General features: G+C 50.5%; 15 protein-coding genes. 1 reads left to right on the top strand and 14 read right to left on the bottom strand.

What is annotated here, in order from left to right:
• Positions 1 to 16 precede the first annotated feature (16 nt).
• The 14 genes from ACTHSQ_RS06130 to ACTHSQ_RS06065 form a co-directional block, all read right to left on the bottom strand.
• Positions 17 to 1,918 carry a polysaccharide biosynthesis protein gene (locus ACTHSQ_RS06130; RefSeq protein ID WP_440371144.1) on the bottom strand — a complete coding sequence of 634 codons (1,902 nt, stop codon included), beginning with the start codon at positions 1,916 to 1,918 and terminating at the stop codon, positions 17 to 19.
• A 109-nt stretch (positions 1,919 to 2,027) separates the two neighbouring features.
• Positions 2,028 to 3,203 carry a DegT/DnrJ/EryC1/StrS family aminotransferase gene (locus ACTHSQ_RS06125; RefSeq protein ID WP_440371145.1) on the bottom strand — a complete coding sequence of 392 codons (1,176 nt, stop codon included), beginning with the start codon at positions 3,201 to 3,203 and terminating at the stop codon, positions 2,028 to 2,030.
• Positions 3,196 to 3,975, bottom strand: a complete 780-nt coding sequence (locus ACTHSQ_RS06120; RefSeq protein WP_070631174.1) for a methionyl-tRNA formyltransferase — start codon at positions 3,973 to 3,975, stop codon at positions 3,196 to 3,198. The genes ACTHSQ_RS06125 and ACTHSQ_RS06120 overlap by 8 nt, the downstream gene beginning before the upstream one ends.
• Positions 3,976 to 3,988: 13 nt before the next feature.
• Complete coding sequence (locus tag ACTHSQ_RS06115) at positions 3,989 to 4,681, bottom strand: HAD family hydrolase (protein ID WP_154953108.1); 693 nt, start codon at positions 4,679 to 4,681, stop codon at positions 3,989 to 3,991.
• On the bottom strand, positions 4,674 to 5,648 hold the full coding sequence (locus ACTHSQ_RS06110) for an ATP-grasp domain-containing protein (protein WP_440371146.1): 975 nt from the start codon (positions 5,646 to 5,648) through the stop codon (positions 4,674 to 4,676). The genes ACTHSQ_RS06115 and ACTHSQ_RS06110 overlap by 8 nt, the downstream gene beginning before the upstream one ends.
• Entirely contained in the window at positions 5,635 to 6,252 is a 618-nt protein-coding gene (locus ACTHSQ_RS06105) for a sugar transferase (RefSeq protein ID WP_440371147.1), read from the bottom strand. The genes ACTHSQ_RS06110 and ACTHSQ_RS06105 overlap by 14 nt, the downstream gene beginning before the upstream one ends.
• Entirely contained in the window at positions 6,245 to 7,417 is a 1,173-nt protein-coding gene (locus tag ACTHSQ_RS06100; protein WP_440371148.1) for a glycosyltransferase, read from the bottom strand. Before ACTHSQ_RS06100 ends, ACTHSQ_RS06105 begins: the two co-directional genes overlap by 8 nt.
• Positions 7,418 to 7,430: 13 nt before the next feature.
• Positions 7,431 to 8,501 carry a glycosyltransferase family 4 protein gene (locus ACTHSQ_RS06095; protein ID WP_440371149.1) on the bottom strand — a complete coding sequence of 357 codons (1,071 nt, stop codon included), beginning with the start codon at positions 8,499 to 8,501 and terminating at the stop codon, positions 7,431 to 7,433.
• Positions 8,498 to 9,808: an O-antigen ligase family protein gene (locus tag ACTHSQ_RS06090; protein ID WP_003684579.1), complete on the bottom strand. Its 1,311-nt coding sequence runs from the start codon at positions 9,806 to 9,808 to the stop codon at positions 8,498 to 8,500. The genes ACTHSQ_RS06095 and ACTHSQ_RS06090 overlap by 4 nt, the downstream gene beginning before the upstream one ends.
• A gap of 42 nt (positions 9,809 to 9,850) precedes the next feature.
• Positions 9,851 to 11,278 carry an oligosaccharide flippase family protein gene (locus tag ACTHSQ_RS06085; RefSeq protein ID WP_440371150.1) on the bottom strand — a complete coding sequence of 476 codons (1,428 nt, stop codon included), beginning with the start codon at positions 11,276 to 11,278 and terminating at the stop codon, positions 9,851 to 9,853.
• Positions 11,279 to 11,446: 168 nt separating this feature from the next.
• Positions 11,447 to 12,754 (bottom strand): nucleotide sugar dehydrogenase, encoded by a 1,308-nt coding sequence (locus tag ACTHSQ_RS06080; protein ID WP_049350758.1) that lies wholly within the window; start codon positions 12,752 to 12,754, stop codon positions 11,447 to 11,449.
• A 573-nt stretch (positions 12,755 to 13,327) separates the two neighbouring features.
• Entirely contained in the window at positions 13,328 to 14,431 is a 1,104-nt protein-coding gene (gene ribD, locus ACTHSQ_RS06075; RefSeq protein WP_440371151.1) for a bifunctional diaminohydroxyphosphoribosylaminopyrimidine deaminase/5-amino-6-(5-phosphoribosylamino)uracil reductase RibD, read from the bottom strand.
• 14 nt (positions 14,432 to 14,445) lie between these two features.
• Positions 14,446 to 14,898: a transcriptional regulator NrdR gene (gene nrdR / locus ACTHSQ_RS06070; protein ID WP_283120795.1), complete on the bottom strand. Its 453-nt coding sequence runs from the start codon at positions 14,896 to 14,898 to the stop codon at positions 14,446 to 14,448.
• Positions 14,899 to 15,096: 198 nt separating this feature from the next.
• Entirely contained in the window at positions 15,097 to 15,939 is an 843-nt protein-coding gene (locus tag ACTHSQ_RS06065; protein WP_440371152.1) for a class II glutamine amidotransferase, read from the bottom strand.
• Between the two features lie 283 nt (positions 15,940 to 16,222).
• Here ACTHSQ_RS06065 and ACTHSQ_RS06060 point away from each other — a divergent pair, with 283 nt between their 5' ends.
• Entirely contained in the window at positions 16,223 to 16,963 is a 741-nt protein-coding gene (locus ACTHSQ_RS06060) for a Slam-dependent surface lipoprotein (RefSeq protein ID WP_440371153.1), read from the top strand.
• Positions 16,964 to 16,990: the final 27 nt, after the last annotated feature.

Raw genomic sequence — 16,990 nt, 5'->3', positions numbered from 1 at the left:
GGCCGTCTGAAAATGTTCAGACGGCCTTATTGTTTTGTTGCCAAACCAAGTCGCAGATACCGTCTTTAGATACGAAGCCTGTCGGTGCGCGCAGCAGAAGCTGGCGCAGGCTGTTTTGGTCGCTTTGGAGACAGGCAGTATGGAGTTCCGACAGTATGTCAGATAATTGCGTCCATGGAAGCATTACTTCACTGGCGGTCATAATACGGGGATGAGTGGTTTTTTGTACCTCGTTGCCGATGAGCAGTTCTTCATAAAGTTTCTCGCCCGGGCGCAGGCCGGTAATCTTGATTTCGATGTCGCCGTGTGGGTGTTGCTCGTCTTTGACTTTGAGGCCACTGAGGACAATCATTTGACGGGCAAGGTCGATGATTTTGACGGATTCGCCCATGTCGAGGACGAATACGTCGCCGCCTTTACCCATTGCACCGGCTTGGATAACCAGTTGCGCTGCTTCGGGAATGGTCATGAAGTAGCGGGTAATGTCTTGATGGGTCAGGGTAATCGGACCGCCTTCAGCAATTTGTTTTTCAAATACAGGGACAACGGAGCCGGACGAACCCAATACATTGCCGAAACGTACCATGCAGAAGCGTGTTTTTTGTTCCGGCTCGGCGGCAAGGGCTTGCAGGCAGAGTTCGGCCATGCGTTTGCTGGCGCCCATAGTGTTGGTCGGTCGGACGGCTTTGTCAGTGGAAATCAAAACAAAGGTGGAAACGCCCGCATCTACGGCGGCCTGCGCGCAGCAGAGTGTGCCGAACACGTTGTTTTGAATGCCTTCGATGGTGTTAAACTCAACCATAGGGACGTGTTTATAGGCTGCGGCATGATAGACGGTGTCGACGTGATAGGCCTTCATGATGCTGCTAAGGCGTTCTTTGTTTTGAACCGAGCCCAAAAGCGGTACGACTTCGACTTGGCTGCCTTGCGCGGCTTGGGTTTCGCGCAATTCTTTGTCTATGCTGTACAGGGCAAACTCGGACAATTCAAACAACAGCAGTTTGGTCGGACGGCAGTTGAGAATCTGACGGCAAAGTTCGGAGCCGATAGAGCCGCCTGCGCCGGTCACCATCACGACTTTATTGCTGATGTCGGCGCTCATTAATTCAGGGCGTGGTGCTACAGGGGCGCGGCCGAGCAAATCGACCACAGAGATTTTTTTCAATGAGCTGACGTTGATTTTGCCGTCGACCAAATCTTTCATGCCCGGAATGGTCAGGACTTCGCATTTGTATGCTTCGAGGCGGCGGATGATGTCTTTGCGTTCTTCCGGCGTAGAACTTGGAATCGCCAGCAGAATTTTACGGACGCCGTAGCGGCTGATCAGCATCGGGATTTCGTTGGGGTTGTAGACGGCAAGATCATAGATGACGGTACGTTGGATTTTTGGGTTGTCATCGACAAAGGCAATGGCCGAGTATTCGTTAACCTGTTTGATGGCTTCCAACAACTGGCGGCCGGATTGGCCTGCACCGTAGATGATGACGGGTGTCATTTGTTTACGGTGATGATCGGTCAGAATCGCACGCAGGATCATGCGCGAGCTGGTTACGCCGACCACTAAGACCAAGAAATAGACAATGGGCAGGGCAAGGTGCAGTTTTTGTTCAAAAATCAGGGTGGTCAGGCAGAACAAGACCGCTGAAATGATGCTGCCGAATGCGGCGGCGGTCAGGACGCGGATGCTGACGAAGCGCGTGACGGCGCGATAGAGGCCGATACGGATGAAAAGGATGATGGTCAGCACAGCGGTACTGCCGAAAGCCAGCCAGTTGGCGATACTCAGCCATTCGTCGGAATATTGCACTTTGAGGCTTTGGGCAAACCAAAATGCCACGAATATCATCAAGATATCGTGGATGACGAAGAAGGTTTTTTTAAGGTTGCGCGGCAGAGCCAGCAGGGTTTCCAAGTTCATTTTATATTTCTTGTGTCTGAGTGTTGTAATGTGGCTTGGTACGGATTGTTTGAAGCAGGCTGTTTTATTTTTTTCAGACGGCCTGAAGTCGCAGGCCGTCTGAAAATGATTATGCCGTGGCTTCAGTCAATACGGCTTCGATGTTTTCTTTGCAGAACGCAATTTCTTCATCGGTCAGGGTTGGGTGTACTAAGAACATCAGGCTGGTGTCGCCCAACACTACAGCGTTTTTTAAACGCTCTTTCGGACGCCAAGGCGTGTCGTCGAAGGCTTTTTCCAAATACACCTCTGAGCAGCTGCCTTGATAGCATGGGACTTTGCGTGCGTTCAGTTCGTTGACGATGCGGTCGCGCGTCCAGCCGTCTTTCAGGTGTTCGGGTTTGACGAAAACATAGAACTTGTATTGCGCGTGTTCAATGTAGTCGGCAACTTCAACCAAACGGATGCTGGCAAATTTGCCCAAGCTTTCAGCCAGTTTGGCGGCGTGAGCTTGGCGGCGGGCAGTCCATTCGTGCATACGTTTGAGCTGGATGCGGCCGATGGCCGCCTGCATTTCCATCATACGCCAGTTGGTGCCGAAGCTTTCGTGCAGCCAGCGGAAGCCGGGGGCGTGTTCGCGGTGGTACACGGCGTCATAGCTTTTGCCGTGGTCTTTGTACGACCACATTTTGCTCCACAGCTCTTTATCGTTGGTAGTTACCATGCCGCCTTCGCCGCCGGTAGTCATGATTTTGTCTTGGCAGAACGACCATGCGCCGACATGTCCGATGGAGCCGACGGATTTGCCTTTGTATTTCGCACCGTGCGCTTGGGCGCAGTCTTCGATAACCCACAAGTTATGTTCTTTGGCCAAAGCCATGATGTCGTCCATTTCGGCAGGCATACCGGCAAGGTGAACCACGATGATGGCTTTGGTGTTTGGCGTCAAAGCGGCTTTGATGGTTTCGGCGCTGATGTTTTGGCTGTTTAAATCCACATCGGCGAAAACCGGATTTGCACCGGCGGTCACGATACATGACGCGGAAGCCAAGAAAGTGCGCGAAGTGACAATCACATCATCGCCTTGGCCGATGCCCATTGCTTTGAGGGCTACGTCCAAAGCCAACGTACCGTTGGAAAGGGCGACGGCGTATTGCGTGCCGACAAAGGCAGCAAATTCTTTTTCAAATTCGCGACATTCCGTACCTGTCCAGTAGTTGACTTTGTTGGACAGCAGGACTTTGGAAACGGCATCGGCTTCTTCTTGAGTAAAGCTTGGCCATGGGGAGAGTGATGTATTAAGCATTGGCTTTTCCTGCGAAAAGACTGGTTGAGCCTTTGGGGGCGATTTCTTCCAGCAGCTGGCGGTTGATCAGGGTGTATTTCTGACCGTTGATTTTGACGTATGCGCCGTCGTACGGCGGAAACCAGAACGCGCGGATTTTTTTCTCCACATCGTCGTCGTCGCGGATTTGCTTCATGGCTTCCATTTCGTCACGGCTGACATAGCGGCCACCGATGTTGGGCGTGGTCGGCAATTTGGTTTTCGACTCGATGGCACGGGTGATGATGCGTCGTGCGAAATCTTCCAATGCCTGCATGGTTTTGCGTTCGAGCGATTGGGCAGTTTCTGTTTCAGCGTCGATAGGGAAACGGTCCACTTCGATAATTTCGCCGGTATCGATGGAAGCATCGACGTAGTGGGCGGTATTGCCCCATTCGTTCAGCTCGTCCATGATGGCCAGGTTGTAGCCGCCTGTGCCTTTGTATTCGGGCAACAGCGCAGGGTGAAAGTTGATCGTGCCTAAAGTTGGAATGCTCAGGAATTCATCACGCAGCTTGCGCCAGTAAAGGACGGACAAGCCCAAATCGTATTTCAGACGGCCTTCTCGCATTGCTTCCAAAGCCGTATCGAAGGTGTACAGGGGCAAGCCCAATTCCTGCGCGGCGGCCGTAGTCGGCGAGCCTTGCAGATGGCTGTCGGTTAAGACACCGACGATTTCGATATGGTCTTGTTTGGTCAAAAAACGAAGCAGGTTGGCGGAAACCTGTTTACGACCCATAAATAAGATTTTCATGGAGAAATGTCCCTTATGCATTTGCTTTTTCGGTGGCGGAAGTTGTCAGTGTAGTCAATTCTTCCAGGGTGTTTATCCAAAGGGTGGGCTGGTATTCACGACCGTATTGCTCGGGCTCGGCTTGATGAATATTGTGCGGCTTAGGCATGATGCCTATGGAGAGCCACCCCAGTTTGTTGGGTGCGACAAAATCTTTTTTGATGTTGTCGCCGATGTAGATGAAATGTTTTGCAGCCGGATATTTGTTTTGCAGGAAGACAAAACGCTTATCTTCGGGTTTTTCCGATTGCATGGCTTCCGAAATCAAAATGTCGTCAAACAAATCGGTCAAACCCAAGGCCTGTATTTTCAAACGCTGTGTCAGACTGCGGCCGTCTGTAATCAGGGCGCGTGCGGCAAAAGGGCGCATCAGCTTCCGTAAAAAAGACGGTTCGACATAAGGTCGGATAACAGGCCGGTGTAGTCGATATTGCCACAAAAGTGATTGTTTCTCTAATTCGTTTAATTTGCAATGATGGCACAAATTATCGAGCCAGTCTTTACTTTTATTGTCTGCAATTTCATTTAGTACGTCGGCATCGTATTGCGGGTAAAGCGACGTAATTATCCCTACAACTGCCTGTATTCCGGAGCATTTGTAGTCGTACTCAGAGTAAAGCGTATCGTCAAGATCGAAGACGATGACGGATTCTTCCGGCTTAATCATGTTCTCTTACCAAAACTTTAGCATCGTAACGAAGCATGATTAAATTGTTTTCCCAGTCGTCGGAGAAAGGGATGTCTTGGCCGCCGATGTATTCTTGAATCAGCCAGCCCGGATAGTTGCCGCCTGCGGCGTAAGTCAGCGGGAAACCGCCGCCGAAACGCGGGTTGATTTCCACGCCGTAGGTCGTGTTGTCGGTTTTGCTGACGAAGAATTGCGCGGTAATGCAGCCGCGTGCGCCTTCCAATACGGCCATTTTTTCAATCAGCTCTTCATACAGGGCATTGCGTCGGGTTGCGCCTTTGCTGACTTCTCCGGTGCGCACTTCCAAACGTTCGCGAGGAATGGCGCATTTCAGACGGCCTTGACGGTCGTAATACATATCGACGGTAAATTCGGAGAAAGTATTCTCGATATCGATGTATTGAGCAAACATCATTTTCGGGTCTTCGGTAATATCGACAGTCAAATCAGCCGGTGTGTTGATTTTTTTCGCACCGATGGCGCGGCTGCCGTCATAAGGCTTGGCAAAACATGGGAAAACCAGGCGGTCCCGTTCGTAAATTTCAGGCGAACGGATACTGTATTGTGCAAACAGGCCTGCGGTCAGGCGCTTGTCGCAGCACAGGGTAATCAGCTTTGCATCGGAAATGACAATATGTATTCCTTCAGCTTCAAAACGGTCACGTGCTTCGGCCAGTTTGAGCAGCTCGGTATCGATGGTTGGCACAATCAGACCGATGTCGTGTTGTTGGGCCAGCTCGAGAATGCTGTCAATGTATTCGGCTGCATCGATACGCGGCACACTGAAAGCGCGGTCGGCAACATGGCAGGCAGAAGACATGTGTGGGTTGAGGTCAGTGGCAAAAACGCCGATGCCGTCTGAAAAACGTGCGGCTTCGGTTTGAAAGTCCTGCACCAATTCGACACGGCGACCTGCCGACAGAATCAGTATGTTATTTTTTTTCATCAGTTTTATTACCCGTGAAATAAGGCATGGTGGCTTCTCCTTCGGCTGAGATGCCTTCTTTGACGAAGATTTTTTTAACCGTCAGGAACAAAATTTTGATATCCAGCCAAAAGCTGAAGTTGTCGATGTACCAAACATCGCGGGCAAATTTTTCATCCCATGAAATGGCGTTGCGGCCATTGACTTGAGCCCAACCGGTCACGCCCGGTTTCATTTCGTGGCGGCGGTTTTGGAAGTCGTTGTACAACGGCAGGTAGTGCATCAGCAGCGGACGAGGGCCAACTAGACTCATCTCGCCTTTTAAGACATTCCATAATTCAGGAAGTTCGTCCAAACTGGTGGCACGTAATTTTTTGCCGAAATCGGTCAGGCGTTCGCTGTCGGGCAGCGGGTTGCCGTCTTTATCGACCGCATCGCGCATGGAGCGGAATTTAATCATTTTAAACGGTTTGCCGTCTTTGCCCGGCCGCTCTTGGGTGAAGAAGACAGGTTCGCCCAAGTTTTTGCGAATGAGGTATATCAAAATCAAAAATACGGGCGAGAGGAAAATCAGTCCTGAGGCGGAGGCGACAATGTCAAACAGGCGTTTGAAGAATTTACTCATGGGCTAATCTTTCAATCAGGTTGACGATTTTTTGATACGCCACGTCGCGCTTGAAGCGGCGGACGATTTCGTCGGATTGAACGGGGTCGTTTTTGCGCGCCAGAATGTCTTTGGCGGCTTGGACGAAGCTGTCCACGTCGCCGGAACGGTAGTCCGCGTGCGGCAGCAGGGTGAGGACTTCGGCAACTTCGTAGTTGACCTGGCTGTTCAGAATCGGTTTTTGCAAAGCCATATAGTCGGACAGTTTGTTGGTAATCGACTGCATGGCGTAAGAGTGGATGGCGTTGACGGAAATGTCGCAGCCCTTGGCGACCGACATCATCTCGGCGTAAGGAATGTAGCCGTAAAACTTGATGCCGTCGCAGGCGTATTGTTTGAGCCTGTCCAAATCGGGGCCGCCGCCCATGATGTGCAATTCGACGTTTTCGCCGTCGTCCAACAGCTTGCGAACGCCTTTGCACACGGTTTCCACGTCATAGCTGTAACTGAGCGTGCCCAAGTAGAAGAAACGGGTTTTGCTGTCGCCAAAGTCTTTTGCCGGCGCGGCATCGAGTTTCGGAAAATCCGCACCGATATAGACGACTTCGCCAGGAACGTTCGGATTGGCTTCTTTGGCGCGGTCGAGGTAGGTCTGCGATACGGCGACCAGCGCGTCGGCGTAGCGGTAGGCGCGGTTGGCGCGGGAGGAGAAGGGGAGCAGGTTGTGCGGGATTTTTTTTAAAAACGGCACGACCGAGGAGAAAGATTCAGGCCATACGTCCTGCACGTCGATAATCAGCTTGTAGCCCAAACGCGCTTTGTGTTCGCCTAAAAGCAGGTTGGTGGCGATCAGCGGGTAGGCGGAAAAGACGACGTCTTGCTCGCCGGAGCGGCAGTTGTTCAGCCATTGCTCAAAATGTTTGACGAACACATGATGGCTTTTGACGCGGTCCAGCGATACGTTTTTGCCGTAGCCGCTCTCTTCCAACAGCATGACTTTCAGACGGCCTTGTGAGGCGGCCTCGGCATCTTCGGGCCGTCTGAAAGATTTGTTGTAGTGCTTGAAGTTGCTGGTAATCAGCAACACGTCATGAGACTGCGACAACAGCTCGGCAAGATACCAGAAGCGGTTGAAATGCGGCTCGGACGGCAGCGAGCAATAAGGGGCGACGATGGTAATGTTCATGTTTCAGACGGCCTTACATTTCGTACGCAGCCATGGTGGTGCGGTAGATTTCGTCGTCGGAGCATAAGGTTTCGACATGTTTGTGCAGGGCTTTGCCCATTTGACCGCGCAACTCTGGATGCTTGATGAGTGTATCGACGGCTTCGATAAACGATTCGTCATCGCCAAAAGGAATGCAGTAGCCGGTTTGGCCGGTAATGACCATTTCGGAAATACCCGCCATGTTGTAGGTCACGACAGGCGTGTCGTAAAGGCCGGCTTCCAAAATATTGTTGCCGACACCTGCGCCGTGGTCGCCCACGCAATGTGGCGTGTTCACCAAAATATCGACTTCTTTGAAGTAGCCGGTCAAGTCGCGGACGCCGCCGAGGAAGGTCACTTTGTCTTCAATGCCCAAACGTTTGGCTTGGGCTTTGAGGTTGTCCATTTCTTCGCCGATACCTGCAACGTTGAGGCGTACAGGCATACCGCGGTCAACCATTTTCTTCAAAATATCCAACATCAGATGCACGGCGCGGACGGTGTCCAAGCGGGAAAGCGTGCCCAGTTGAACATAGTCTTTGACCGTTTTTTCAGGAACGAAATCTGCTTTGTGCAGAGCGTTGTAAGTGTAGGTGATGCGGTTGGCAGGGAAACCATAACGGATGAGTTTTTCGCGTTCGTGTTTGCAGTTGCCGATGATGTACACGCCCAGCTTGTCGAAAAGCTTGGCAATTTTTGGATAAGTTTCCGGATCAAGGCCGCGCGCGTGGTAGAACACTTTGGTTTTCGGCGAAGCGAGCTTGGCTGCAATGGCGCAGGCTGGAACGATACGCGCCATTTGGCAGTGAATCACATCAGGTTTTTCTTTTTTCAGCAGCTTCATATAGGCAAACATGCCTTTGACGTAACCCAAAAGACCGCCTTGGTAAAAATCAATCGGCTGCCAACGGATGCCCAATGCTTGCGCTTCCTGAATCAAAGGGCCGTCTGAAGAGGCCAATACGATATCGTGTCCGCGTTGTTTGAGCAGGCGACCGAGGCGGAAAGTGGCGTTTTCAGTGCCACCGAGACCGGACATGGAGGTAGTCAGGATGATTTTCATGATGGTTTCTTCGTATCGTATAGTGTTTCGTTGTATGCGTAAGCGGCCATATCTTTCAGCTTGGGCGCAACAAATACGCTGTAAATAAAAATCAGCAGGCAGGGCAGCCAGATAAACGGCATACGTAAAATGGTGGATGGAATAAAACCGGCCAGCAGGAAAATGCCCAAGGTAACCCAAGCCAGTACGCGTGATTTATTGGTTAGTGCACGGCTTGAGGCAGTGTAGAGGAAATAAAACGCTACAAATGCAATAAAGCCGAGCAGGGAAATTATGCCGAAACCCAAATACAGTTCGATGATAAAACTGTGCGGATTTTCAAAACCCACGCTGTTACTCAAGTGGCCGCCGAAATATTCGCGGAAGTTTTTAGGACCGTAACCGGTCAGCAGCAGGGGCGGATTGTTCCAGAAGTAGTTGTAAATCTCCTGACGGTAGGACACGGAGTTGTCGCTGCCCAAGTCGTACAGGAAGAGGTACACGCGGCTGGAAAAACGTTCCAAAAACTGGTTGCCGTTGAGCGACAGCAAAAATTCCGCAATCGCGCGTGACGGAATCATCGACAACACCAACGCCAGCAAACCAGCTACGCCGACTGTAATAAAACCGTTTTTGCGATAGGCCGTATAAACCAGCAAAATCAACAGGTAACAGCCGATGGCGGTACGCGATACACTGGCGAAAATGGCCATGCCCAACAGCAGGAACAAACCCCAGCCCAGTAGTTTTTCTTTGTGTTTTCGTCCTTGGAGTTGGAAGAAAAACAAAATGGCAGGTGCAAGGCAGACTGCGGTGGCGGCAAGGTTGTTCGGGTTAAAGAACAAGCCTTTGAGTGAACCTTCATCAATAGCCAACTCATCGCTGGCGCTCACAAACTGAATGCCGGTGGCCAACTCTGCAAAAGGCGGCACGGCGATAAACAGCGTAAATACGATGAGGAACTTTTGAATCGTTCCCAAAGGGTCGTCGGCACGTTTCGATACTTGGTAAAACAAGTAGAAGAAAGCCGGAATCGCCATAAAAAACAAAATATCCATGTACTGCGTCGGCGTCAGCGACGTAATACCCATGTGGATGGCAGGCCAGATGCACATGGCGGTCAGGGCGCAGAGCATGGCAAAAATCTTGCGCGGAATATGCTTGCTTTCCAGAAAAAATACGACAAAACCAAGCAGTACAAATATCAGGGTCAGCGGGTTGTCGATACGCGGCACACCGACCTTAAAGGACAGCGCGGGTCCCAGCATATAGGCTGCGAGCATGATGTATAGGATGTAAGTGTATAAGTTCAGACGTTTTATTTTCATGGTCATTCTGTTGTTATCGTAGAGACGTGAATCTCAGGTTGGCTATTTTGCCGAACGGTTTAATTTGGCTTTGATTTTTTCGGCCGCGGCAAATAGTGCGTGTTTGTATTTTAGGAACAGGAAACCCAGTCCGACTGCCCATGCCAGCGCAAACCAAATGTAGTTGTCGCGCGTACCCAGCCAAGTGTAGGCAAGGCAGATCATCAGGCAGAGCGTTGAATTGGTATAGATCTTCAGGCGCGGCAAAGGTTGCCATAGGCGTGAAGAGAATTCGGTTTTAAAGATGAAAAACAGCCAAAAAGCCGTTGCGCTGGCCATAGCCGCACCTTTTGCACCGAATTTCGGTACCAGCAGATAGAGCAGGGCGGTATTGGCGATAAAGGCAACGATGTTGATGACGGTAATCAGCCAAGTCGAGCGGACGACATTCAAACCGATGCCGCTGACTTCGGTTAACGTGTAAAACAGGGGGAAAAGCATACACGAGAGCAGGATAAATTGAACCTGCGTGTATTTTTCCGGCAGTATCCAAGTCGCCATCGGCGAGAAAATCCCGATAAGGCAAATCATTGCGCTGATGAGGACTGTCATGGAAAGCGTGATGTCGCCGATTTTGTCCAGATTGGTGTTTTCTTCTACCCATTTGAACACCAAAGGCGCCCAAATAGTGGAAAACACACTTTGGAAAATCAGGGCGACGGCACCAAAGCTGACTGCCATCGAATAAATGCCCAATTCGTCCAAACCCGAGATGTCTTTGAGGACAAAGCGGTCAATCGAAGTCAGGCCCCAATAGGCCAAGTTGCCGAATGCCAGCGGCAGGCCGTAGCGCAGGCCGTCCCGATGCAGCTCGGGCGACCATTTCGCATGGGAAACGGCTTGCAGGTCTTGGCACAGCTGATATATCAACAGTACAACGGTAAGCACTTGGGCTGCGGTGTAGGTAAAAACCAGCGAAGTAGTATTGGTAGGCAAGCCGGAAGCAATCACGGCAAAAACCAACACCAGAATCAAGAATTTCGGCGCAAGCTGGCTGACGGAAAAAGCCAATGCCTGCTCTTTCATCCGCAAAATCAGGGCTAAAAAACGGGTAATCAGCGTGGTGGCCAAGAAAATCAGAAAGAGAATCCCCAAATTTGCACTGGGGATGTCAAAAATGATTTCAGACGGCCATGATGCGTTTATCAATAACACTAAAACCACAACCGCCACCGTCAGAATCAATGGCGATAAAAAAACGGATTTGAACAGCGCAGCCTTGTCTTTAACGGCGTAATAGTCGCGAATATAGGATTGGTCCAGCCCCAAGCCCAAGAGCAGAATGCTCAGTCCGGCAATGGTCTGCAAGAGTACGATACGGCCGATGTCTTCCGCAGGGAAGTACCATGAGATGAGTGGCAGGGAAAGCAGGCCGAAGGCGGCGCTTCCTACCGGGCCCAATGCGTAGCCGAGGATTTTTTTCGCGTTCATATTATTTGTTTTCAGACGGCCAGAAGTTCGAGCTGAGCGTTTTTCGTAAGGTATGTGTTGTTACCCTTGCCGGTTTGCCAAGGCCGTCTGAAAAACAAATGGCCTTGGGAAACCGGCCGCCGTCCCAATCAGGGAAACCGGAGGCAGCCGGATGCGTCTGAAGCAAGATTATGCTTTGATGACTTTAGGATTTTTCACTGGGAATTTGCCGCGTGTATCGACAATCAGCTTGGCATGTTCAGTAATCATGTCATAGTCGAATTTGTCGTGATCGGTGGTCAGAACCACGCAATCGTATTGGGCGACAGTTTCGGGGGTCAGCGCTTCACTCTTCAGGTCGAAGTAGTGGTGTCCGGGGATGTGCGGGAACTCTGGAACGTGCGGGTCAGAGTAGGAAACCACTGCGCCCAGTTTGTGCAGGCGGTCCATAACTTCCACAGACGGGCTTTCGCGCATATCGTCCACGTTTTTCTTGTAGGCGATACCCAATACCAAGATTTTGCTGTCTTTGATAGAACGGTTGTGATCATTCAAAGCCAGGCCGACTTTTTCGATAACGTAGTCGGGCATATGGGAGTTCACTTCACCGGCCAGCTCGATGAAACGGGTGTTTACGCCGTATTCGCGTGCTTTCCAAGTCAGGTAGAACGGGTCGATAGGGATACAGTGGCCGCCCAAGCCAGGGCCCGGGTAATAAGCAACGAAGCCGAACGGTTTGGTTGCGGCGGCATTGATGACTTCGTGAATGTCGATGCCCATTTTGTCGGCAACAATTTTCATCTCGTTCACCAAGCCGATGTTTACGGCGCGGTGGATGTTTTCCAGAAGTTTGGTCAGCTCGGCAGCTTTGGTGGAGCTTACTGGAACAACTTTATCGATGGCAGGTTGGTACAGCGCAAGGCCGACTTCCAAACAATCAGGGGTGTGGCCGCCGATGACTTTGGGAATGGTACGGGTTTCAAAGTTAGGATTACCCGGGTCTTCACGCTCAGGAGAGTAAACCAAGAATACGTCTTGACCGACTTTCAAGCCGCCTTCTTCCATGCGCGGCAGCAATTCTTCTTCGGTAGTGCCGGGGTAGGTGGTGGATTCCAAAGACAGCACTTGACCGGCGCGTAGGTAGGGTTTTACCGCATCTGTAGTGTCGATCACAAAGCTCATGTCCGGCTCGCGGTATTTGTTCAGCGGAGTCGGTACGCACAAAATAACGGCTTCTACTTCGCCGATGCGGGAGAAGTCGGTCGTTGCTTCAAACAGGCTGTTGGAAGCAGCGGCAATTTTGTCGGAAGGGATATGCTCAATGTAGCTTTCGCCTTTGTTGAGCTTGTCGACTTTGTTGGTGTCAATGTCGAAACCCAAAACTTGGTAACCGATATCCACATAGCGCAACATCAGTGGTAAACCAACGTAGCCTAAGCCAACGATGCCGATTTTTGCGGTCTTATCGGCAAATTTTTGTATCGTAATGTTTTTCATGATGTCTTTCGTTTAATGAATGAGTAAATCGGGATGTTTGCGCGATGCCTGAGTTGTTTGCTGCAACCGCATAGCCATAGCCGGCTGCCGTATTGTGTGAAGCCTTAAACCCATACTTATAATTACATTAGACAAAATCATAAGCACTTATCTGATTCGTCTCAATCAAAAAAGTTTAATGGTCGTTCAGACGGCCTATAAGGCATGAAAACGGTATTTTTGAATGCTTAATTTTTAGAAGTTACATTCAACTACATGTTTTGATTTTAGATATTGTTTTGTCAAATGCATGGTTCATGAAATGAAACTACCGTTTATGCCGTTTAAAACCCTTCTAGAATAAAAACTTTTAATAAATTTTCGTGTCTTAACTTATCTTAATAATCCATTATTTCGTGATGAAAAAAAGGAAAATTTGTCGACAATCAGCTTGAGGATAGTTAACTTAAGTCAAAGTTTTAAATTGGAATACACTAAAGTCATTATAATATATTGACGAAAAAATTACATTTATTGCTATGCAAATAATAGATATATTTTATTGAAAGTAATTTTATTATTAAGTTTGGGTAATTAGATGGATTTTTTCCGGAGAACCCATTTAATGTCCTGTCCGATGATTTCTACTGATTGACTTTGCCAAGGGCCGTCTGAAAGTAGGACGGCCGGATTTTCAGAAAGGGAGAAAAGAGGTTTGCCTGCGCCTAACAGTTTCGGCGCTTGGTAGAGGACGATTTCATCCACCAAGTCATCCTTCAGGAAGGCTGAAGCAAGTGTGGAGCCGGCTTCTACCAGAACTTCGCCAAAGCCAAACTCTGCCAGTTGCGGCATGAGTGAAAGAAGATTGATGCAGCCGTTGATGTGTTCAGACGGCCTGATGATGCGGATATGTTCAAATGCGTTTAGAGCCTGCAAACGTTGTTCGTCTGAGGAAAGGGTAACGATAACGGTCGGGCTTTCGGTATCGGTAACGAGGTGGCAGTCCAAAGGAATTTGCAGTCGGCTGTCCAAGACGATACGCGCAGGTTGGCGCAGGGTGGGGAAGCTGCGGACGTTGAGTTTCGGGTTGTCGGCAAGTACGGTACCGATACCGGTCAAAACGGCGCAACTTTCGGCACGGAGAATTTGTACGTCTTCGCGTGCTGCTTCGCCGGTAATCCAAAAGCTGCGGCCGTCTGAAAGGGCGGTTTTGCCGTCTAAACTGGCGGCGCATTTGAGGCGGACAAACGGTCTGCCGCGTTCGATACGCGACAGGAAACCGCGGTTGAGTTCGCGCGCCTGAGCTTCCAACAAACCGCTTTCGGTACGTATTCCGGCGGCTTCCAGCATAGATAAGCCTTTGCCTGCGACCAACGGGTTAGGGTCAGTCATGGCGGCGACCACGCGCGTTACGCCGGAATGAACCAGCGCTTCGGCACATGGCGGTGTGCGACCATAATGGCTGCAAGGTTCCAGCGTGACATAGGCGGTTGCGCCTTTTGCCGCCGCTCCGGCCTGCCTCAACGCATGAACTTCAGCGTGCGGTTCGCCTGCTTTGACGTGGAAACCTTGTCCGACGATTTGGGCACCGTGTGCAATTACGCAGCCGACGCGGGGATTGGGGGAAGTAGAAAACCGCCCAAGCTTGGCCAGCTCGAGGGCGGTTTGCATCATTTGGGTATCAAGTGCGGAAAACATGGTTTCAGACGGCCTTATTTGGCTTTACATTCGGCAATGACTTGGGTGAATTCGGAAACGTCTTTAAAGCTTTTATAGACAGACGCGAAGCGGACATAAGCGACTTGATCGATTTTTGCCAGCTCTTCCATTGCCATTTCGCCGACGATGTGTGAAGCGACTTCTTTTTTGCCCAAACGGTAGAGGCGTTGCTCGATAAGGGCAACGGTTTCATCGATTTGTTCTTGCGTAACAGGGCGTTTGTGCAGCGCGCGCTCAAGGCTGGTCTGCAGTTTGTGCGGATTAAAGGGAACCCGTGCGCCGTCGGATTTGATGACTTGCGGCATCCGCATTTCAACGGTTTCAAAGGTGCTGAAGCGTTGTCCGCATTCCAAGCATTTGCGACGGCGACGGATGCTGTTGGTGTCTTCCAGCCATCGCGAGTCGGTTACTTGTGTGTTGGGGTGTTGGCAAAACGGGCACTTCATCGGGTTTCCTTGTCATACGCTCGGCAAGGTCGCTAAGCAATTGAATTTATTGTTTGTGACCTATTATTGTAGCGGATTGCGCTATTTTCGTATAGTAAAGGCTTTTCGCTGGATTAAGTATAAAAAGGCCGTCTGAAAGGGCAACTTGAGTGAAGTTGAGCTTTTCAGACGGCCTTGAGTTTTTCAGTCAATCAACCGTTAAACCGATACGCCGACGGCACGGGCGATTTCCAAACCTTCTTCCGCGCTCATATAAACCGGATTTTCGGGGCGGTCGCTGCGGACGATATCGCCGTCTTGAAACATCACCAATTCATTGACTGCCAACTGCGACCAAGTTTCATCGCGGGTCAGGGGCAGGGTGGCGATGACGGAGACCTTATCGTTTGGCGTGGTCACTTTGGAAAAATCGACCATCACATCATCGTCCAGCAGACGCGCTTTGCCAAACGGGGCTTTGCGCACGATGTAGTGCAGCAAGGTGCTGGCATGGGCAAACAGGCAGTCGCCGTTGGACATCACAAAGTTGAACAAACCGTGGCGGCGGATTTCATGGGTTAGGCCGGCAATGGCGTCAAACAAAACTTCAGGTTCGGGCTTGGTGGCAAAGCAACTGCGCAGGCGGTTGAGGATAAAGCAGAATGCGCGTTCGGAATCGGTTGAACCGACGGCATGGTAGTACTCGCCCTGCTCGGGGAAAAAATCAATCAAATGGCCGTTGTGTGCAAACAGCCAATATTCGCCCCACATCTCGCGCATGAAGGGATGAGTGTTCGCCAATGAGGTCTGGCCTTGTGAGGCCTTGCGGATATGGGCGATAACGTTTTCGGATTTGATCTGATAGGCGCGTACCAAGTCGGCAACAGGCGAGTTGGCGCTGGGCTTGTCGTCGTGAAACAAGCGCACGCCTTTGCCTTCAAAAAAGCCGATACCGAAGCCGTCGGCGTGGTAATCGGTAATGCCGCCACGACGGCGGAAGCCTTCAAAAGAAAACATGATGTCTGTGGGAGTGTTGCAATTCATGCCGAGCAGTTGGCACATGGCGTTAACCTTTTTTTCGGGTATTTATAGGGTCATTATGGTGTATCGGGCAGGCAGTTTCAATATATTCTTTGCCGTTTTGGGGCAGGTGATACAGGTCGTATCGAATTAAAAATAAATATTTTCGCCTTATTGGAGATTTTTAGGATATTTGCTAATTCTGTGCTAACACTTCCCCTATAAAATGTTTTGTAGAACAAAAAGACCTCCTCACATAACGATATGTTCTACTCACAACGAAACATAATTTTCCCCACCATCGTCTTACCTCAAGGAGTGTTCAATGAAACTGAATCTGCAAAAAACCACCGCTGCTGTTTTGGCTGTTGTGTTCAGCGCAGGCGCATTTGCCGCTAATAATGCCTATAACCCATTCGAGTATGGCTACAAAAATCACAAATACGGCAAAAAATGGGGTAAGCCTGCATCTGAAGCCGAAGGCGAAAAAGTGATGAAACACGCTGCCTACCGTTCGGGCGTGCACTACACCAACGTCAACCGCATGCCCGGCAATGTAGACCGCAACGGCGTGAAAACCGTACAGGTCAACGACGCATACACCCGTCAAAACCTCGGCCGCTATGCATTCAACACCATCAAGAGCGGTGGTTCGGAAGTGTATTACGGCGAGTGGGTCGGCAAAGAATACGCCAAAGGCACCAACCGCGGTGTTTTCTACTCTGGCGACAAACGCGCTACCTCTATGCCGGTATCCGGCGTAGCCAACTACGCAGTTAAAGGTATCAACAACTACACCGGCAACAACCCGATGGTTGGTACTTTACGCGCAGACTTCGGTCAACGCGTCTTGGCAGGTTCTATGAAAAACAACGCTGTACAGATGGACATCCATTCCCGCATCAAACCGTCCAGCGCATCGTTTGAAGGCTACGCCCGCGCCAACGGCCACTTCGGTAAAACCGAAGGCCACTTCTTCGGTCACAACGCAAGCGCGCTGGCCGGTGTTGCCAAATTTAAAACCGACCGCAATTTGGATACGGCATTCGGCGGTGTGAAACGCTAAAATCCGTAGTTAAGTAAAATGAGTTAA

This window comes from Neisseria sp. P0009.S008, from assembly GCF_051958615.1.
Lineage (GTDB): Bacteria > Pseudomonadota > Gammaproteobacteria > Burkholderiales > Neisseriaceae > Neisseria > Neisseria subflava.
The sequence above is the reverse complement of the archived record's forward strand: the minus strand, read 5'-3'. Positions and strand labels throughout refer to the sequence as shown.